At 49.9% G+C, this 19682-nt stretch carries 19 protein-coding genes; 12 read left to right on the plus strand and 7 right to left on the minus strand.

What is annotated here, in order from left to right; all coding sequences use genetic code 11:
* The first annotated feature begins 36 nt into the window (after positions 1-36).
* From ADIS_RS19340 to ADIS_RS19370, 7 genes are all read left to right on the plus strand, one after another.
* Positions 37-948, plus strand: coding sequence for a TatD family hydrolase (locus ADIS_RS19340; protein ID WP_035807069.1), 912 nt, complete (start codon positions 37-39; stop codon positions 946-948).
* Positions 949-954: 6 nt separating this feature from the next.
* The gene (gene eboC, locus ADIS_RS19345) at positions 955-1857 is read left to right on the plus strand and encodes a UbiA-like protein EboC (RefSeq protein WP_010856388.1); all 903 of its coding nucleotides are present in this window, start codon (positions 955-957) and stop codon (positions 1855-1857) included.
* A gap of 142 nt (positions 1858-1999) precedes the next feature.
* Positions 2000-3196: a 3-dehydroquinate synthase gene (locus tag ADIS_RS19350; RefSeq protein ID WP_262493047.1), complete on the plus strand. Its 1197-nt coding sequence runs from the start codon at positions 2000-2002 to the stop codon at positions 3194-3196.
* A 38-nt stretch (positions 3197-3234) separates the two neighbouring features.
* Positions 3235-4446: a metabolite traffic protein EboE gene (gene eboE, locus ADIS_RS19355; RefSeq protein ID WP_010856390.1), complete on the plus strand. Its 1212-nt coding sequence runs from the start codon at positions 3235-3237 to the stop codon at positions 4444-4446.
* The gene (locus ADIS_RS19360) at positions 4443-5819 is read left to right on the plus strand and encodes an alkaline phosphatase family protein (RefSeq protein WP_010856391.1); all 1377 of its coding nucleotides are present in this window, start codon (positions 4443-4445) and stop codon (positions 5817-5819) included. The genes eboE and ADIS_RS19360 overlap by 4 nt, the downstream gene beginning before the upstream one ends.
* A gap of 202 nt (positions 5820-6021) precedes the next feature.
* Positions 6022-6408, plus strand: coding sequence for a transmembrane 220 family protein (locus tag ADIS_RS19365; RefSeq protein WP_035807112.1), 387 nt, complete (start codon positions 6022-6024; stop codon positions 6406-6408).
* Entirely contained in the window at positions 6405-7403 is a 999-nt protein-coding gene (locus ADIS_RS19370; RefSeq protein WP_010856394.1) for an adenosine kinase, read from the plus strand. The genes ADIS_RS19365 and ADIS_RS19370 overlap by 4 nt, the downstream gene beginning before the upstream one ends.
* Positions 7404-7425: 22 nt before the next feature.
* On the opposite strand, the gene ADIS_RS19375 is transcribed toward ADIS_RS19370, so the two are convergent.
* The 6 genes from ADIS_RS19375 to ADIS_RS19400 are packed head-to-tail and all read right to left on the minus strand — an operon-like array spanning position 7426 to position 12843.
* Positions 7426-7920, minus strand: coding sequence for a hypothetical protein (locus tag ADIS_RS19375; protein WP_010856395.1), 495 nt, complete (start codon positions 7918-7920; stop codon positions 7426-7428).
* Complete coding sequence (gene mnmD, locus ADIS_RS19380) at positions 7905-8594, minus strand: tRNA (5-methylaminomethyl-2-thiouridine)(34)-methyltransferase MnmD (protein ID WP_010856396.1); 690 nt, start codon at positions 8592-8594, stop codon at positions 7905-7907. Before mnmD ends, ADIS_RS19375 begins: the two co-directional genes overlap by 16 nt.
* Before the next feature lies 1 nt (position 8595).
* Positions 8596-9081: a 2-C-methyl-D-erythritol 2,4-cyclodiphosphate synthase gene (ispF, locus tag ADIS_RS19385; RefSeq protein WP_010856397.1), complete on the minus strand. Its 486-nt coding sequence runs from the start codon at positions 9079-9081 to the stop codon at positions 8596-8598.
* Positions 9082-9093: 12 nt separating this feature from the next.
* Positions 9094-10386 carry a M16 family metallopeptidase gene (locus ADIS_RS19390; RefSeq protein ID WP_010856398.1) on the minus strand — a complete coding sequence of 431 codons (1293 nt, stop codon included), beginning with the start codon at positions 10384-10386 and terminating at the stop codon, positions 9094-9096.
* A gap of 49 nt (positions 10387-10435) precedes the next feature.
* Positions 10436-10633, minus strand: coding sequence for a heavy-metal-associated domain-containing protein (locus ADIS_RS19395; protein WP_010856399.1), 198 nt, complete (start codon positions 10631-10633; stop codon positions 10436-10438).
* Positions 10634-10644: 11 nt separating this feature from the next.
* Positions 10645-12843 (minus strand): heavy metal translocating P-type ATPase, encoded by a 2199-nt coding sequence (locus ADIS_RS19400; RefSeq protein WP_202900592.1) that lies wholly within the window; start codon positions 12841-12843, stop codon positions 10645-10647.
* Between the two features lie 240 nt (positions 12844-13083).
* Between ADIS_RS19400 and bshC the strand changes: the two genes are divergently transcribed.
* From bshC to ADIS_RS19415, 3 genes are read left to right on the plus strand one after another with little or no spacing between them, the layout of a single operon-like run.
* Positions 13084-14652: a bacillithiol biosynthesis cysteine-adding enzyme BshC gene (gene bshC, locus ADIS_RS19405; protein ID WP_010856401.1), complete on the plus strand. Its 1569-nt coding sequence runs from the start codon at positions 13084-13086 to the stop codon at positions 14650-14652.
* Positions 14645-15223, plus strand: a complete 579-nt coding sequence (locus tag ADIS_RS19410; RefSeq protein WP_035807071.1) for a 5-formyltetrahydrofolate cyclo-ligase — start codon at positions 14645-14647, stop codon at positions 15221-15223. The genes bshC and ADIS_RS19410 overlap by 8 nt, the downstream gene beginning before the upstream one ends.
* Positions 15224-15248: 25 nt before the next feature.
* The gene (locus ADIS_RS19415) at positions 15249-15734 is read left to right on the plus strand and encodes a hypothetical protein (protein ID WP_010856403.1); all 486 of its coding nucleotides are present in this window, start codon (positions 15249-15251) and stop codon (positions 15732-15734) included.
* A gap of 88 nt (positions 15735-15822) precedes the next feature.
* Here the strand turns inward: ADIS_RS19415 and ADIS_RS19420 are convergent, their stop codons facing one another.
* The gene (locus ADIS_RS19420; protein WP_010856404.1) at positions 15823-16971 is read right to left on the minus strand and encodes a PQQ-dependent sugar dehydrogenase; all 1149 of its coding nucleotides are present in this window, start codon (positions 16969-16971) and stop codon (positions 15823-15825) included.
* 670 nt (positions 16972-17641) lie between these two features.
* Between ADIS_RS19420 and ADIS_RS19425 the strand changes: the two genes are divergently transcribed.
* Both ADIS_RS19425 and ADIS_RS22475 read left to right on the plus strand, forming a co-directional pair.
* Positions 17642-18070: a hypothetical protein gene (locus tag ADIS_RS19425; protein ID WP_010856406.1), complete on the plus strand. Its 429-nt coding sequence runs from the start codon at positions 17642-17644 to the stop codon at positions 18068-18070.
* Positions 18071-18091: 21 nt separating this feature from the next.
* Positions 18092-19579, plus strand: coding sequence for an LruC domain-containing protein (locus ADIS_RS22475; protein ID WP_010856407.1), 1488 nt, complete (start codon positions 18092-18094; stop codon positions 19577-19579).
* Positions 19580-19682: the final 103 nt, after the last annotated feature.

Consider the following 19682-nt stretch of genomic DNA (forward strand, 5'->3'; position numbering starts at 1 on the left):
CGAAATTAGTTAGGTTAGCATAAATATCCCTATGCAATGATGTACTTAGATCCACATATTCATATGGTCTCCAGGACCACCAACGACTACGAAGCGATGAAAAAAGCGGGCATCGTGGCCGTGATCGAACCCGCGTTTTGGCTGGGGCAGCCCCGCACGACGGTGGGCAGTTTTCAGGATTATTTCAGTACCCTGGTGGGCTGGGAACGTTTTCGCGCCAAGCAATTTGGCATCAAGCACTACTGCACCATCGGCCTGAACAGCAAGGAGGCCAACAACGTGGCCCTGGCCGAGGAGGTCATGGAGCTGCTTCCACTCTATGCCGGGAAGGAAGGCGTGGTTGCCATCGGAGAGATTGGCTACGACGATCAGACCGAGGCAGAAGATCGATTCTTCCGGGCCCAACTGGAGCTGGCCAAGGAAATGAACCTGCCGGTAATGATCCATACGCCCCATCGGGACAAGCGAAAGGGTACCCTGCGCAGCATGGCCGTATGCGAAGAGCACGGCATGGATCCCACCATGGTGGTGGTGGACCACAACAACGAGGAGACCGTAAAGGATGTGCTGGACCGGGGCTATTGGGCCGGGTTTACCATCTATCCGCACTCCAAAATGGACAGCACCCGTATGGCCGTGGTGGTGGAGCAGTACGGTCCGGAACGGATCATCGTTGACAGCTCCGCCGATTGGGGGGTAAGTGATCCCCTAGCAGTGCCCAAAACCGCCCAGATCATGCGTGACCGGGGCATATCCGAGGAGCATATCCGCATGACCTGCTATCGGAATGCCTTGGACATATACGGCAAAAGCGGACAGATCAAAGAAAGCGACTGGCTAAGCCGGGCACCTATCAATCAAACCGAGCTCCACGATGGCAACTCCGTCCTAAGAGGTCAGACGCCCCTAGTGGAGGATGCCGCATCCCTAAAAAGCAACGGCAACTAAACCCGGATGGGAAAGGTATTGGCACATATACGGCTGACCAGGCCGGCCAACGTGGTTACAGCCATTGCAGATATTTGGGCAGGTTTGGCCATTGCCGGCCTAGCTGCGGGACTTTTTGCAGGGGACTTTAATCCCTATGTAAGGGAGGCGATTTGGCTTACCCTAGCCACGATAGGACTATACGCCGGTGGTGTGGCTTTCAACGACGTATTTGATGCCGAACTGGACAGGGTGGAGCGCCCGGAGCGTCCCATTCCCAGCGGACAGGCCTCAGTGGGCAGTGCGGCGATGATGGCTGCCGCTCTACTGCTTTTTGGGATCATCGCTGCCTTTAAGGTCAATGTATGGAGTGGGGAGCTTGCGGTCTTCATTGCCGTATTTGCCGTACTTTACGACGCTTGGGGCAAACATCAGCCCCTTTTTGGCCCCATCAACATGGGGATGTGCCGCGGAGCGAACCTGCTGTTGGGCATCAGTATCATCCCGGAGCAGATCGGACCCAATTGGTTCGTGGCCCTCATCCCTATTGCCTATATTTCAGCCATTACCATGATCAGCCGCGGCGAAGTACACGGTAAAAACCGGAAGGCACTGGTGGGTGGATTGTGGATTTATTTTGCCATATTTGCCGCGCTGATAGCGATCGCCCTGCATCAAAAAGGGGCAGGCAGTTGGCAGGTGCTTCCCTTTATTGGTTTGTTTGCCTACCTGATTGTGCCCCCGCTGTGGAAAGCAATTGCCACGCAGGAGCCCAAGCGCATCGGAATGGCCGTCAAGGCAGGCGTATTGTCGCTGATCGTCATGAATGCCTGTCTTACGGCGGCGTATGCCGGCTGGTGGGCGGCCTTGATGGTAATGGCACTGCTTCCGCTATCATTGTGGCTGGCAAAGCGGTTTGCCGTAACCTAAAGCGCTTTATCCGGGTTATTAATATAGAAGACCAAGTTGCTTGGCACAGTTGCCGATGATGGATTCGGTGGCCTAGTCAGGCGCAATCCATAATTGGTAAGTAGATTGGAATGCCAGGAGGGCAACCTGTTCGTTGGCATCGATTGGAGAAAAGGTCTGGCTTCAAAAAGACAAAAATACGACGATGAATAAAGTTATTGAGCAGACGTTTAGCGTGCCTTTTCGGTACCCGGTTTGTTTCACCACACGCCTATTTGACACCCAAAACCCCCTGTTGGCGGATGTAATGCGCGGGGAAAAAATTCCCAAAGCCTTTTTTGTGATAGACCAGGGTGTCAGTGAAGCGCATCCGCGTCTGATTGGTGCCATACACCGGTATGCTGCTGCCCATCAAGGCGCATTTGTGCTAGCAGCAGATCCGTTGGTCGTGCCCAGCGGTGAGCAGTGTAAAAACGATCAGGCATCTTTTCAACAGGTACTCGATGCAACGAATGATTATGGCATAGACCGTCATTCATACATCATTGCGATCGGAGGAGGTGCCTTGCTGGACATGGTAGGCTTTGCGGCTGCCATTGCGCACAGGGGTATCCGCCACATTCGCATACCCACCACCGTTCTTTCCCAAAACGATTCGGGTGTAGGTGTAAAAAACGGGATCAATGCCTACGGCAAAAAGAACTACCTGGGAACCTTTGCTCCTCCGTCTGCGGTAATCAATGATCTGACTTTTTTGGAAACCCTAGAGGACAGGGATTGGCGTTCGGGTATTTCCGAAGCAATCAAAGTGGCACTTATCAAAGACGCCTCCTTTTTCCAATGGATCGTGGCCAACGCGAAGGCACTGGCAGCGCGTGACATGGCTGTGATGACCGATTTGGTGGTACGCTGTGCGGAGATGCACATGGAGCACATAGCCGGCAAGGATCCTTTCGAAACAGGTTCATCCCGTCCCTTGGATTTTGGCCATTGGGCCGCCCATAAGCTGGAGCACCTGACGGATTACCGGGTTAGGCATGGAGAGGCCGTGGCCATAGGCATCGCGCTGGATTCTACCTACTCGTACCTAAAAGGCATGTTGACTGCCGCGGAATTGCAGCAGATCATTCAGGTAATCCGCGATCTGGGTTTTGAGCTATATGTTCCGGAGCTATCCGGAGAGGTATTGTTGCAGGGACTACAGGAGTTTAGGGAGCATTTAGGTGGCCGGCTTACCATCATGTTATTGGAAAAAATAGGACTGGGCGTGGAGGTGCATGCCATGGATACCGAATTGATCCAAGAGGCTGCTACCCGCCTGAAAACCTTTCAGATGGAGGGACAGAACGTTTCTTCCTGACCGAAATCTCTCCAAACACTGGTTATAAGAAGACATTCATGAAAATAGACCAACACCATCTTACCTATTGCTCGAATATACATCCTGGCGAAAGCTGGTCGGCGACAAAGGCCAATTTGGAAAAGTACCTTCCGGAAATCAAGTCCAAGGTTGTGGGCAACCAACCGCTCGCCATTGGTTTGCGGCTATCCAACGAGGCCAGCTTGGAGATTTTGGAGAAGGATCAGCTGCCGGCTTTTAAGCGTTGGCTAGATGAAAATGGCTTCTATGTCTTTACGTTCAATGGCTTTCCCTATGGTGGTTTCCACCGGCAGGTGGTGAAAGACGAAGTGCATACCCCTGACTGGACTACACCGGAACGGAAGGCCTACACCCTCCGCCTGTTTGATATTTTGGCCTTCTTGTTGGCGGAGGGTATGGACGGTGGAATATCTACCTCCCCGCTTTCTTACCGCTTTTGGCATCCTAAGCCGACCGATATGGACTTTGCCATGCAACGGAGCACTGAACAGATCGTGGAAGTGGCGGAACGCCTATATGAAATTTACCGGCGCGATGGAAAGCTGCTGCACTTGGACATAGAACCTGAACCCGATGGGCTGATTGAAAACAGTACTGAGCTTATTTCCTTTTTTAACAACTGGCTGATTCCCCTGGGGGTACCGATTTTTGTAAAGAAATTTGGAATTACCGAAGAGAAGGCCAAGCAGGCACTGAAGGAACACATTCGGGTTTGTTACGATGTTTGCCATTTTGCCGTAGGGTTTGAGAATCACCGAGAGGTCGTTGCCCAGCTGGAAAAGGAGGGGATCAAAGTAGGGAAGATCCAGATCAGCGCGGCATTGAAAGTGCCCATTCCCGTGGAAATCAGTGAAAGGAAGAAGGTGGAAAAGGTGCTGCATCCCTTTGTGGAATCCACCTACCTGCACCAGGTGGTCGGTAAAAAGGAAAACGGAGCCTTGAAATCCTATCGTGATCTACCTGACGCGCTGATTACCCTGGCGGAAACCAAGTTGACGGAATGGCGAATTCATTTTCATGTCCCGATTTTTCTGGGAACCTATGGCAAGCTCGAATCCACCCAAGGAGACATCATCGAGGTGCTTTCGCTCGCCAAGGAGCGTAATCTCACCAACCATCTTGAAATAGAAACCTATACCTGGGAGGTACTTCCGGAAAGCATTCACCTCAGTCTCGGAGAGTCCATTTCCCGGGAGCTATTGTGGACGATCGAAAAGCTTAACTCATGAACAAAACGGTCATTATCGATGTAGTAGCCCTGTCCTCCAGGGTGATCGGGGCGCATACGCCTTTTTTGTCCCAGTGGATAAAAGAGGCTGTCCAAGCTCGCATCAAGCCGGTGGTTCCCGCCGTAACCTGTTCTTCTCAGAGTGTGTATCTTACGGGGAAGTGGCCGGAAGAGAACGGCATAGTCGGAAATGGCTGGTTTTTCAAAGACGAGTGTGAAGTCAAGTTTTGGCGGCAGTCCAATCGGTTGGTCCAGTCTCCCAAGGTTTGGGAGGAACTAAAACGTGAAAACCCCGGATTCACCTCTGCCAATATGTTTTGGTGGTACAACATGTATAGCAGCGTAGACTATGCGGTTACTCCCAGACCTCTTTACCCCTCCGATGGGCGTAAATTGCCGGACGTGCATTCCCAGCCCATGGATTTACGGGATAGGCTTCAGCAGGAACTTGGTCAATTCCCGCTTTTCTCGTTTTGGGGGCCAAATGCCAATATTGAGTCTACCCAATGGATAGCCAAGGCGTCTATCAAAGTGGATCAGTGGTTTGATCCTACCTTAACCTTGATCTACCTGCCCCATTTGGACTACGGTCTACAGAAATTTGGGATTGATTTTGACAAAATTGGCAAGGATCTTCGGGAAATAGACGAGGTGTTGAGGGAGTTGGTGACCTACTACGAGGGGAAAGGTGCCGACGTGGTGTTATTATCTGAATACGGCATCACCACGGTTAGCCGCCCTATTCACATCAATCGCATGTTGAGGAAGGAGGGGTACATACAGGTAAAGAATGAGCTTGGCCTCGAAACCCTGGATGCGGGTAGCTGCAGGGCCTTTGCGGTCGCAGACCATCAGCTGGCACATATCTACGTACCGGAGGCCGCCGACCGGGCTAAGGTCAAGTCGCTGATAGAAGCCATGCCCGGGGTAGAGCGCGTGTTGGATGAGGAAGGGAAAAATGCGTATCATCTTGGGCACGATCGTGCCGGTGACCTGGTTGCCATCGCCGACAGGGATTCTTGGTTTACCTACTATTACTGGCTGGACGATGCCAAAGCACCCGATTATGCCCGTACTGTGGATATCCACCGCAAGCCGGGCTATGATCCCGTGGAGATGTTTGCCAATCCGGATATTCCGCTGATCAAAGCCAAGATAGGTTGGAAGCTGATACAGAAGAAACTCGGCTTCAGGTACCTAATGGATGTGATACCCCTAAAAGCCGAACTGGTGAAGGGTTCTCATGGACGTATTCCCGAGGACAGCTTGGATTGGCCTGTGCTGATCGGAAAAAGAGCTGACTTGGTGCCAGAAGGAGAAATTAGCCCCCTTTCGGTTTATGACGTGATTTTATCCCATGTAAGGGGGAAATGATAACGGAATTTATCGAAACATCCCGGCGTTTTTACTTTTGGAGAAATTATTTTGGGGTAAGGCATTTTATCCGGGGTTTTTTTATAATTTCGTTCTTTTCCTATTCATAATCAAATGGTTAGAGTATGGGCTTAAACGTTGTCCAAAAAACGGCGAAAGAGTACGTAACCAGACCATTTTGGCAATTGGCAATTTTAAAAATATGAAAAGAGGCTGGAAGATTTTCTTTGGTACTTGGGCAGGGCTTTTTTTGCTCTTTGCGTACTGGCAGTTGAACGATCCGGATCCGGAATGGTGGGTTCCGGCCTACCTGCTTGGAGCGTTCATAGCGGCAATGGCGGCTTCAGGTCGATTTTACCTCAAATTTTTGGTAATTATGACCTTGGTATACCTGACCGCCTCCCTGTTTTTTTGGCCCCAGGAGATTGGTGGCTGGATCTCCCAGGAGTGGGAACAAAAGAACCTGGCGATGAAAACCGACGCGATGGAAATCAATCGGGAGTTTTTTGGGTTGCTGATATTATCAGCGGTTACCGGCTTGGCGTATTGGCTGGGTCGGATAGAATCGATTAAAAAACAACAAGCATGATCAAGAAATACGACGTTGCCGGTATTGGCAACGCATTGGTAGATATAGAATTTACCGTAACGGATGAGTTTTTGGCAGCAAATGGTGTGGAAAAGGGGCAAATGACGCTGGTGGACGAGGAGCGTCAGACCAAACTGATGCAGGAAATCAACCGAAAAACCGCTAAGATGCAATGTGGAGGATCGGCCGCCAACACGGTGATTGCGCTGAGCCAGTTTGGTGGCAACGCGTATTATTGTTGCAAGGTAGGAAATGACGAGCTGGGTCGGTTTTTTGTGGATGACCTGAAGGAATCCGGGGTGCATCACAACCTGCACGCCGACCGGCTGGAGTCGGGCATCACGGGAAAATGCCTGGTAATGGTCACTGACGACGCAGAGCGTACCATGAATACGTTTCTGGGCATCACACAGGATTTTTCCATTCAGGACATTAACGAATACGCACTCAAGGATTCCAAATACGTGTACATCGAAGGCTATCTGGTCACCTCGGAAAACGGAAAGGAAGCCATGCGCTACGCAAAAAAAGTGGCTGAAGACAATGCCTCGAAAGTAGCACTGACTTTTTCAGACCCGGCCATGGTGAAGTATTTTTCACCGGCTTTTGATGAGGTGATCGGTGCCAGCGTGGACCTGCTATTTGCCAACGAAGAGGAAGCCATGTTGTTTACCAAGAAAAGCAACCTGATGGAAGCGAGGGAGGAGCTCAAGAAAGCTGCCAAGCATTTCGTTATTACGCAGGGAAAAAACGGGGCAATGATCTACGACGGGGAAACTTTTATCGATATCGAACCCTACGCAACCAAAGCGGTGGATAGCAATGGTGCCGGTGACATGTTTGCAGGGGCGTTCCTATATGGCATTACCAATGGGCATTCCTATGCGTCCAGTGGTAAGCTAGCCAGCATGGCTTCTTCCAAGGTGGTGAGTCAATTCGGTCCCCGGTTGAAATGGCACGAAGCTAAGGAGATTTTGGCGCGGCTAATTCCTTAAGGGGGAGCTTTGAACAGGCTTTTCAATTGCCAGCGTAGAAGTTGGTTCGATGGGAGAGAATGTTTCGGGCAGCATCCCGCATGTCTTCGGTTCCCGGCGTGTACACTATCTCCAACGTTGCAAACGCCAAATCCAAGGCGTCGTATACGATGAGTTGATAGGTGAGGGAATCCAAGGCGGTGGTGCTAAAATGATTGTTTTCCATTAGGCTTATGGACACTTCGCCTGGTAAAGCCTCTGCAAACCGCAGCTTCAGGTAATACTTGTCTTCGTACAAAAAGTTATCTACGATAGCGGGCGTCAACCAGGAAATGGAGTCGGGTTGAAGGATTGCCGGGTCAGGTTTGCGTTCGAAACCCCTAATGCCGCGATTCTTCGTTTCCTTTACTGAAACCGTATCTCCAACAAATTGGGTGGAGTCGTTTTCCCTGTCGGTTTTTTGCGAGCAGCCGGCAACAGCCATCAGGACACACAGCGGGACAATCCAGGTGATTCCTGCTGTTAGCCGGGCTTCCATGCGCGGGTCATTTCCTTTTTACCGGGGGGGCCGGGAACCTGATCCAAAACGAGCCCAAGTGACTGCAAGTCCCTCTTCAGTTGGGCAGCGGCACAGTAGGTCACGAAAACACCGTTGGGGTTCATGGCATCTACTACGTCCCTTAGCTGATCGATGTGCCACAGTTCGGGTTGTTTTTTGGGAGAAAAGGCATCGAAGAACACGACGTCTATAGGATAAAGAATAGCTTCCTGAAGTGTAGTTTTGTCCTTCTTGATATTAAAAAATTCTGTCATCGGCTTACCCAAGTCCCAGTCCAACGCGTGAAGACGGTTGAAATAGGCGGTATAGTGGATGGTAAACGATTCATCGACGGTGGTGTAGTTCAGTTCGGAGTAGATTTCTTTTTCCAGCGGGAAGGGTTCGATGGTGTGATAGGCTATAGGAACCTGGCTTTGCTCTGCCCAGATGAGGCTAAGCCAGGCATTCAGCCCGGTTCCAAAGCCCACTTCAAAGACTCGTATGGGAAACTTTTCCCGGTTTCTTGCAAACCAAGCTTCCAGCCCATACAGGATAAACACGTGAACGGACTCGCGGTAGGCACCGTGGGAGCTGTGGTAGCTTTCGTTTATCTCCGGTAGATAGACGGAGTGGGATCCGTCTTCCGTGGTGATGATTTTAGCCTCCCTACGCATATTACCCTTTTTTATAAATCAATACTACAGAATAGGCAGATACGCCCTCTTCTCTTCCCACAAAACCCAGTTTCTCCGTAGTGGTTGCTTTGATGGAGAGTTGGTCCTCAGTGATACCCATCACCTCAGCAAGGCAGGACTTCATGGCGGGGATATGGGGATTTATTTTTGGTACTTGCAGGCAGATTGTAGAATCGATGTTGCCTATAGCATATCCGGCTTCGTCCAAGAGGGTTATGACCCGTCTGAGCAGGATTTTGCTGTCAATACCTTTGTACTGTGGATCCCGGTCGGAGAAATGGTATCCAATGTCCCGCAAATTGGCCGCACCGAGCAGTGCATCGCAGATCACATGTACCAAGACATCTGCATCGGAATGGCCTAAAGCGCCTTTTTCATGGGGTATCTGAATACCTCCCAGCCAAAAATCGTGCCCCTCGGCCAATTGGTGCACATCGTATCCGAATCCTACTCTAAATCCGTTCATAATTGTGGAAGCTTAGGCGACTCCTTTTTTGATTTCCTTTATTGTCAGCTCTTCTTCGTTTTCGCTTGCCGACCCTTTTTTGTAATATAAAACCGAAGCCTTTTCCGGCACAAGGATATCATTGGCACAGGCTATGATATCCGTTCCTTTTATCTTGAGCTTACGCCTATATTCTGTCTCGTACAGATCAGGGGTTCCCAGGTGGGCATAATAGGCGATTCTCATCGCCCGGTTTAGCAACTGTACCGCTTCGTAACTGCGCATAGCCTCACTTTGATTTTTGACTTTTTGCAGTACTTTGGGAGAGATGCTTGATGCTTTGAAGGTTTCCAGTTCTTTATCCAACAATTCCTCGGCTTGCTCTGCAGTGTACCCCTTTTCCATGCGGCCACTGATGATGAGCAGGCTTGGGTCAACGTTGCCCAGCACGTAGGCGCGGCAATTGGCGAATACATCCGTATTTTTCACCAATCTTTGTTCTAGGACGGAGGATCGGCCGAAACCAAGTACGTCGGTGACCAGATCGGCTTCCAGGTAGCCGGGATCCAAACGTCCGGCCATGTGATAGGCTTTGTAAAGCGAATCAGTGGGCACATCGGCGTAGACTGTTTTATGCCGAATGCTTGTTTGGGCAGGTTCAAGCGCTGGTTCTAGGATGGGGAGTTTACCGGACGGAATATCACCAAACCACTTTTGCGACAGTTTTTCCACTTGAGATAGGGATACATCGCCCGCCACCACCAGGATGGCGTTATCCGGGCGGTAATGGGTCTGGTAGAAATTGCGGACATCCTGTTCCGTAAAGTTTTCAATGTCGGCTATTTCAAATCCGATGGTTGGCCAGCGGTAGGGGTGTTGCCGGAATGCCAGTGCCCTGAGGTGGTGCATGGCATCGCCATAGGGTTGGTTTAAGTAGCGTTGTTTGTATTCCTCTATCACTACGTTCCGTTGGGTTTCGATCACCCGTTCCTGCAGTGAAAGTGCAAACATACGGTCGGATTCCAGCCAGAAGGCGGTTTCGATATTGATGGCTGGGAGGCTGATATAGTAATTGGTGATGTCGGTGGAGGTAAATGCATTGCACTCTCCGCCCACACGCTCTATTGCGGTATCAAAGGAGGGCACATGCTCCGAACCACCAAACATCAAGTGCTCAAAATAGTGGGCCAGCCCTGTTTTTCCGGGCACCTCGTTTCTTGAGCCCACCTTGTAGAGCAGATTTAGGACAGCCATTTCGGTGTTTGGATCCTCGTGGACATAGACCTGCAGCCCATTGTCCAATACAAATTTCTGGTAGTCCATCATAGTTTGGAAAGCAAAATTAGCGTTTTTTTCCGCTTTCCCATTCGGGAGTTCAAATAGATTCCCCTAGGTAGCCGGCCTGTTGTAACGCGGATTTGACGGCCTCTTCACTAATCGGAGCCTCTACTTCCAATATCCGGTCGGGATGCGTGAGGTCTACCCTCCAGCGCCCTGGCGCTATTTTGTCCATCTCAGGGGTAATGCTGGCCACACAGGCACCGCACTTTACATTAGTTTTTAACTTGATCATAATCGTTTTGTTTAGGTTGAAAATTTTAGCCGGAGGCTGTTGCTTACCACCGAAACAGAGCTCAGGGCCATGGCTGCTCCGGCAATCATTGGATTTAGCAGAAAGCCAAACGCAGGGAACAGCAGTCCAGCCGCGATCGGAATGCCGATAATATTGTAAATAAAGGCCCAAAATAGGTTCTGATGGATGGTACGTACCGTGTTTTGTGATAGTTTTAGCAATTTGGGGATGTCGGATAGGTTTGCGTGCATAAGGGTCGTTTTCGCCACATCCATGGCGATATCGGTACCCTTCCCCATGGCGATACTCAGGTCTGCCAGTGCCAGGGCCTCGCTATCGTTGATGCCGTCGCCCGCCATGGCCACCCGCTTTCCTGCTGCCTTCAATGATTGGATATAGGCGGCTTTATCGCCGGGCAGCGCTTGGCTTCGAAAGGTATCGATTCCGACCTGCTGCGCAATGTAAGCCGCTGTTTTCTCGTTGTCGCCGGTCAGCATGTGCACATCCACCCCCATTTTTTTCAGCTGGGATATGGCTGTTTTTGAATCTGTTTTGACTGGATCCGCTATACCTACGGCTGCCACTACCTCGTTGGAATCCGCCAGATAAATAACCACCATGCCTTTTGCCAGCATGTCCTGAGCCGGTTTTTCCAGCTTGATAGGCAGGGAAAGTCCCATACTGTTGAGCCAAGCCAAATTGCCGGACCTGTAGGTTTCTCCCCTATGTTTTGCGCTGACTCCTTTGCCAGTGATGGATTGGAAATCATCTAAAATGGGCCGCTTTTCAGCTTCGATGGGAAAAAAATCCACGATAGCCCTCGCCAATGGATGTTCGCTTTGGGATTCCAAAGCTGCAAAGATGGAACCGAGTTGGGAAGTATTTTCAGGTTCCTTCCAATGCACCTCTTTGACTTTTGGCTTTCCTTCTGTGATGGTGCCGGTTTTATCCAGTACCAGCACATCGATTTTTCTTCCCTGCTCCAATGTTTCCGCATCTTTTACCAAAATACCCAAGGAAGCGGCTTTTCCGATTCCCACCATAATGGCCGTAGGGGTGGCCAAGCCAAGCGCACAGGGGCATGCGATCACCAGTACAGTGATCATGGAAAGCATACCTAGCAGGCCGTTTCCAAATAGCAACCAAACTACAAAGGTAATCAGGGCCAGTACCAATACGGTAGGTACGAATATGGCGGTCACCTTATCGACGGTTCGCTGGATAGGTGCCTTCGAGCTTTGGGCAGCTTTCACGCGCTTGATGATGTCTGCAAGCAAGGTATGCTCCGCGATCTCAGTTACCAACACTTCCAGCCGGCCGGTTTGGTTGATTGTGCCGGCATAGACGCTGGTTCCGGTAAATTTGTGTACCGGAACGGGTTCTCCGGTAAGCATACTTTCGTCTACATAGGAGTCCCCTGCGCATACCGTGCCGTCCAAGGGGACTTTCTGTCCGGGCCGGATGAGGATCCGCTCTCCTTGGGCCACTTCCTCCACCCCCTTTTCGACTTCCCCAGTCGTATCCAACACCCAAACGCGGAGCGGTTGAAGACTCATCAGCTTTTTTAGGGCCTCTCCTGTTCCGGCCTGAGCACCCGATTCCAAGGTTTTTCCGAGGAGGATGAAGAATACGATTACAGCGGCCGTTTCGAAGTACACATGGGGTTCCAGTCCTTGGTTTAGAAGTACCTGAGGGAAAAAGGTGTTGAAGGTACTGTACCCATAAGCAATCCCGGTGCTCAGGGCAACCAGGGAGTCCATGTTGGCTTTTTTGTTGCGGGTCTGTTTTACGGCATTGATGAAAAAACTCCGGCCAAAGTAGAACAATACGGGTGTGGTGAGTATCCAGGAGATGAGGTTTCCATAGGGCATATGCATCCAAAACATACCTATGGAGAAAACAGGTAAGGCAAACAGGCCCGCTGCAAGGGTGTTCCTTTTAAGCTTTTTAAAAGCGGCCCGTTGGATGCGTTCAAGGTCTTTTTTCTCCTGCGCTTCGATCAGCAGGTCATACCCAATGGACTTTACCAGTGTACGCAATTCGCCTAGGTTGGCGGGCTGGTTCGGGTCTAGCTGTACTACCGCTGAGTGGTTCGCGTAATTTACCCGGGCGGATACCACCCCGGCTGCTTGTGACAGCATGGATTCTACGCTGCCAGCGCAGGCCGCACAGCTCATGCCGGTAACGGGCAATTCGATTTCCTCGCTCATAGGGGTCATTTGATTGGATGCTGTCACAAATTTATGGGTAAGGAAGGCACCGTTTTCATAGAATTTTTGGAATTGTTTATAACGGGATGCTGCCATTCAGGAAATTCCAAGAGGCTACAAAGAAAAGGATACAGGCCTTGCCCGAAAAAATTGGTAACTTTACCGCTAGGCCCTGCTTGAACTATAAAACATGCCTTGGAGTTTTGAACCATATCTCAATGACCTATATTAAGCCGTTACATGAAGCAATCTGCCGTCGACCCCGCGTGTACCCACCAGTTTTCGCCCCTGTTTTTGGATTACATCGATCAAAAAGAAGGTCTGAAGCCTTTTTATTCGTTTTTTCCAACGATCGAGAACTTTGGTGATGCGGTCCGAAACCGACGGTTTCCGAAGCTAAACAGGGAAGTACTGGTACAGGAGTTGCGTCAGCAATATGAGGGCATTGGAGACCGGGACGTGGTGGAGAAGCAGTTGGAGCAATTGCTGGAGGAACGGACTTTTACCGTCACCACCGGTCACCAGCTAAATCTTATGACGGGTCCGCTGTATTTTATCTTTAAAATTGTTTCTACGATTAATTTGGCCAAGCGCCTAAACGATAGCTACCCCGACTTTCACTTTGTGCCTGTGTATTGGATGGCTTCCGAGGACCACGATTTTGAGGAAATCAATCATTTTGTCATGGACGGCACCAAGTATACCTGGGAAAGCGAGCAGACTGGTCCCGTAGGTGCATTTAAAATGGATAAGTCCATCAAGGATCTTATCGCTCAGTTGCGGTTTTTGCCGGATTTTTTCCGGCAGGCCTACTTGGAATCCGAGGACTTGGCAGAAGCGGTCAGGAAATATGTTCATAGCCTCTTTGGGGCAGAGGGATTGGTGGTTTTGGATGCCAACCGTGCACCCCTAAAGCGACTGTTTGCGCCAGTGATCGAGGACGACCTGCTCACCCAGCGTGCCAACGGCCTCGTAAAGGAGCAAAATGACCGATTGGAACGGATGGGATATAAGACCCAGATCTACCCCAGAGAGATCAATTTCTTTTATATGCCCGAGGGAATGCGGGATCGGATAGTCCGAACGGACGCCGGGTATGAGGTAGTAGGCACAGATACGTTGCGTTGGAGTGAGGCGGAGCTTTTGGAAGAGTTGAACATCCACCCCGAGCGTTTTAGTCCCAATGTGGTGATGAGGCCGCTTTATCAGGAAGTGATTTTACCAAATGTCGCTTACCTGGGTGGGCCGGCCGAAGTTGCCTATTGGTTTCAGTTGAAGGGTATTTTTGACCATTATCAAGTGGATTATCCCGCTGTTATGCCGCGGAATTTTGGGCTGGTGATCCCAAAGGCTGTGTCCCGAAAGGTGCAGGCCCTGGGCTTGGACGTGACCGAGCTGTTCAAGACCTATGATGAGCTGCGTATTGCCTATACCCTGTCCCATGCAGAATCAGATCTTTTGCTGACCGAGGAGCAGGAAGAACTTGGCAAACTGTACGAAAAAATCAGGCATCGCCTGGGGGGTGCAGATCCGACCCTGGAAGCTGCCGTGCTGGCCGCTGAGACCCGTGGCAGGAAAATGTTGGGTCAGCTTGCGGTCAAACTGCGGAAGGCAGAAGAAAAGAAGCATCAGGTGGCGATCCGTCGGATCGGAGAAGTTAAGGCCGCTTTGTTTCCCGGTGGCTCGCCTCAAGAACGGAAGGAAAATTTTTTGGGGTTTTACCTAGACAGACCGGAAATTCTATCGGAATTTTTGGCCACCTTTGATCCGTTGGATTTTCGCGTCGTGGTGATGGATTTGGATGGTTGAAGAGAAGAAGCGAATACGGCGGGAGTATAAACAAAAGCGTGCGATGCTCGGACAGGAGCAAAGAAAGCAGCTGTGCGCGGATTTGTCGGATCAGGCGGTGGCTTTTTTGTCGGGGAGGCAAGAGATACAGCACATTCATGTATTTTTGCCTATTGAGCGATTATTGGAAATTGACACGGGCCTGTTGATAAACCGCCTTTTTCTGGAGGGGAAGAAGCTCTACACGTCGGTTACGGATTTTGACCGGCAAACTATGCAGACCGTTTTATTGGCCCCTGACATGAAGTGGAAAAAGGACCAACAGGGTATTTCCATACCCGACCCACTTGTATACGAGGAAGACGAGCATCTGATCGATTTGGTGTTTGTGCCACTTTTGGCATTTGATTTGGAGGGATACCGTATTGGGTATGGCATGGGGTACTACGATCGTTTTTTTTCCAGGATACCGCAGTCGGTATGGCGGGTAGGCCTTTCCTACTTTGAGCCAGAAAGATTACTTCCCCGCGAACCTCACGACGTGCCTTTGCATGCCTGTGTCATGCCCAATAAATGGATGTATTTTCAATAGTATTACTAAACTTAACGTTGTTTTTATGAAGCGGAAAATTGGGTTGTTTGTTTTTGGGGTGTTGGTGATGTTGCTGACATCCGAGGTAAAGGCGCAGTCCTACGCCACCGGTATTGGACTGAGGTCGGGTGTGAGTAATGGATTGACCGTAAAGCATTTTATCGAAACCGATCTGGCCATCGAGGGAATCCTTCACAGCAGGTGGCGTGGCCTAGTGATTACCGGCTTGATCGAGAAGCACGTGGATATCTCAGAGGTGCGGGGATTACGGTGGTTTTATGGAGGAGGAGCTCACATCGGCTCTTGGAATGGAAACCGAAATCCTCCCTGGGCTGACTCGGGATTTGGAGGGGCCACGGTGTTTGGGATCGACGGGATAATAGGACTGGATTATATTTTTACGGGTGCTCCTATTAATCTTTCCCTTGATTATAAGCCGGCATTCAATATCACCAATAACGCCGGTTTCTGGGGAGATGAAGTGGCATTGTCCATACGCTTTGCCTTTTAGCGCAATTGGTTCCTGAGTAAATACGATAAAACGAAAAACGCCGGAGAACTCTTTAGCTCTCCGGCGTTTTTTTTAGGTGGGCTATTTCCTACCCTTGTGGCACCAATTTGATCAGTAGCCCGGTGGCTTCGGTGACTGCGTAGATATACCCATCGGGGCTTTGCGCCACGTGGCGTACCCGACCTATGTCCTGCAGGATCCGCTCTTCCCGAACGAACTCGGTACCCTGGAGTTCCACCCGGTTGATATGCTGTTTGGCAAGTGCCCCTACCAGTAGGTTGCCTTTCCAGGATGGATATTTGTCGGATGTCACGAAAGCCGCACCGCAGGGGGCAATCGAAGGTCTCCAGAAATGGATCGGCTGCTCCATGCCGGAGCGTACGGTGTCTTCTGTGATGATGGTATCATCGTAATTGATGCCGTAGGTGATTTCAGGCCAGCCATAGTTTTTACCTTTTTGGATCAGGTTGATTTCATCGCCGCCTTTTGGGCCATGTTCAATACCCCATACACGGTCATTGGCAGCGTCATACACCAGCCCTTGAGGGTTTCGGTTGCCGTAGGTCCAAATAGAAGGAATGGCGTCAGGCTCATTGACAAATGGATTGTCGGTTGGGATCCTGCCGTCGTCGTGGATGCGGTGGATTTTGCCATGGGAATTTTTCAGGGTTTGGGCGTTTTCGGGATTCGCACCCCTGTCTCCATTGCTGAAGAACAGGTAGTTTTGCTTATCAAATATGATCCGGCAACCGAAATGCCTGCCACCTTCTACGGCTGGGGTAGTGATTATTAGGTCCTCCTGCTCTACGAGTCGGTTTCCATCGATTTTGGCCCGCATGATAGCGGTGGCTCCGCCCCCTTCTACCGGCTTGGCGTAGGCTAGGTAGATCCAGCCATTTTGCGCGTAGTCAGGATGGAGTTGGATATCCAAGAGGCCTGCTTGATTCACTTCATGCACCGCAGGCACGCCCTCCAGTTTCTGGCCGGTATACGCATCGTTTTCGAACACGAGGATTTCGCCTTTTCGTTCCGTTACCAGCATTCTGCCGTCCGGAAGCCAAGCTATGCCCCAAGGGTTTTCCAAGTCGGTGTAGAGGGTGTCTACTTTGATGAGGTGTTGCTCGGTGCTGACTGCATAGGGATCGATTTCTAGGATCGCTTCGGGAGTTTTGTCATCGCAGGAACTGAAAGCAATCAGCCCCGGTAGGAGCACATACAATGTGTAATGTAGTTTCATATGATTATAATTGTTTTTCAATGGTCTGAACCCTCTCCTGTCACTTGTTGTCAACCTCCTGGAAGATGATCATCCGGCTGTAAAATGTGAGATTCATGATCAAGCAGACTTAGTGATGCCGGTTTGACACGAGTACTCGTTCGGTCAGGAACCTATTTCAAGCTCGCAAAGATAGCTAATTCTATCGCATTCAACGATATTATTCTAAACTCCTTCCTGTGTGCATTGTTTTTTTGCCCCCCTGTTGAATGCTTTTGCCTACACAATAGAATTTGATCATGGAAGTGCGCCGATTGACTTTCGGGGAATGATCCCTTTGCATATACTATTTTGAAATTCAAATTAGGTAAACTGTGCTTTAACACGAAAAATATTATTTTTGCTAATAAAATGAAATTTTATTTCGATTTTTGCGTATAAATTAGTATATTCAATTCAATCGAAGGGAGTAGTTACTTTTGCTCGCGGAGGTTAACTAGGCCTTTGGCACTGAAAAAAGTAATCGTATTACCGAATTTTGAAAAAACCTAGCCAGCTGTCAGATTATTTTAACCCGGATTTAACTTGTTTCACCTATAACCTATGCCAGTTAGTCGAATTATCCCAACCGTGCTTCCCTAAATTACGATATTTGAAGTAACAAACAGAAACAGCTAAAACAACGAATCATATGAAATGGGCAATTAACAATCGATGGGGAGGATTTTTACTCGCGGCGTTCCTGCTTGCGGCTACCTCCTGTATGCCGGATCCGCTCGAGGAGGGTCCGAAGGATAATTTGGATACACCGTTGGCAGGATTGGCTGCCAGTTCTTCCTTTACCTGGTCTACCTTCAGACAGGTGGAGGTTTCTGTCAAAGCTCTACCTCTTCCGGCCACAGTGGAACGTAGGATGACGCTCAGTACGATGGATGGAGACGTGTTCTTCGCGGGTCTTCAGTCTATGTCGGAAGACTTCAACATGCAGTTTACACTTCCCAACCATGTGACAGGCATCAAGATGACGTTTGGAGATATTGTAAAAGAAGGGGAAATCCAGTCATCAAAGGTCGTATTTCAATACTTCACAGCACTGGACAATGCCGATTTAGACGAGTAGTACCCTTAAAACGAATTTACCATGAAAAATATAACTTATATTCTAGTCGGTTTGATCTTTGGGTTTCAGATTGCCCAAGCGCAAACTATCAAAAACGATGCAGAGGCTGGCAGCAGGGACGTATATGCCGCCCAATGCTGGGCATTTGGAGCCGTGACGGTTAGCAATAATGCAAGCACGTTGATTTCCGGAAGCTTTAGTTTCAGAAGCAACCAGGTCACCAACGAATCCAATACAGCCACTTGGATCAAAACACCTTGGATTATGCCATTGGAGGGAGAAATAAGCTTTGACACGAGACTAGATGGTACCCAAGGAGGAAACCGAAACATTTTGATCCAGTTTATCCCCTTTGATGCCAGTCAGCCCAATGGAGAGGGTAAAGAGGTATTGTTTTATCAATATGATTTTCCCAATCCGATAACCAATCAGACTACGAAGAGGCAGGTAACCGCCCGTATGCCAAGAGAGATAATTGGAAAGCCCCATAAGATTTTTATCAGCTTTGTGGGAACAGGGGGTACTGCCCGTGTTGGTTTGGACGATTTGGTCATCCCTGGCGAATACTTCTCAGATCCCTCACGCGGTTGCGGTTTGGCGAGCACGGTAAAGGATACCGATGGTGATGGTGTCGCGGATACCGACGATGCCTACCCAGAAGATCCCTTTAGGGCATTTGACAACCCCTTTCCGGCTAAGGGCTACAGTACCTTGATGTTTGAGGATTTATGGCCCGCGCTAGGTGACTACGACTTCAATGACCTTGTGGTTGACTACCGTATCAATCGGGTGACGGATGCAAAGGGTGAGATTGTGGAGCTGCTCATTGAGCTTAGAACCCGGGCTGCGGGTGCGGGATACCGCAATGGATTTGGGATCGAATTTACGGGAATAGATCCTGCATCGGTACTCTCCGTAGAAGGTGCCAAGATATCCGGATCGGTTCACTCCTTTGAAAACAACGGTACAGAAGCAGGAACAAAATTTCTGACGATCATTCCTTATGACAATGTATACAACGTGTTGCCTCACCCAGGCCAGGGCACAGGGGTAAATACCACCCCGGGGGGTCCCTTTCAGCAGGTAAATATACAAAAGCTGGTGGTCACCTTTAAGCAGGATGGCAAACCCGGATCGGCAGGTGCCGTGAGCTTGAGATCACTGGGACCGGACAACTTTAACCCTTTCCTGATCGCAAACCAAAATAGGGGAATAGAGGTGCACTTACCTGGAAAACAACCCACTGCACTGGCAGATAAGAGTCTGTTCGGAACAAAAGACGATGGTTCCTCTTCTGATGAGCGATCCATGTACCGCAGCAAAAACAGCTACCTGCCCTGGGCTTTGCATGTAAATGAGAATATTCCATACATGCAGGAAGGTGCTACTTTCCTAAAGGGATACCTTAAGTTTGCAGACTGGGTAAAGTCAAACGGTCAGATGTATGAGGACTGGTACATGGACAAGTCCGGATACCGAAACAACGAGGCTCTGCTGAATATCAAGTAAGCTGGGAAAAGCGCCAACTGCCTTTACACGCTGCCTTGTTCCAAAGCGAACCTGAAATTGGGCTAATGGACAGCGGCAGATGACCGGCCAACACCTTACAGTT

Origin of the sequence: Lunatimonas lonarensis, assembly GCF_000390185.1 — a bacterium.
Taxonomy (GTDB): domain Bacteria; phylum Bacteroidota; class Bacteroidia; order Cytophagales; family Cyclobacteriaceae; genus Lunatimonas; species Lunatimonas lonarensis.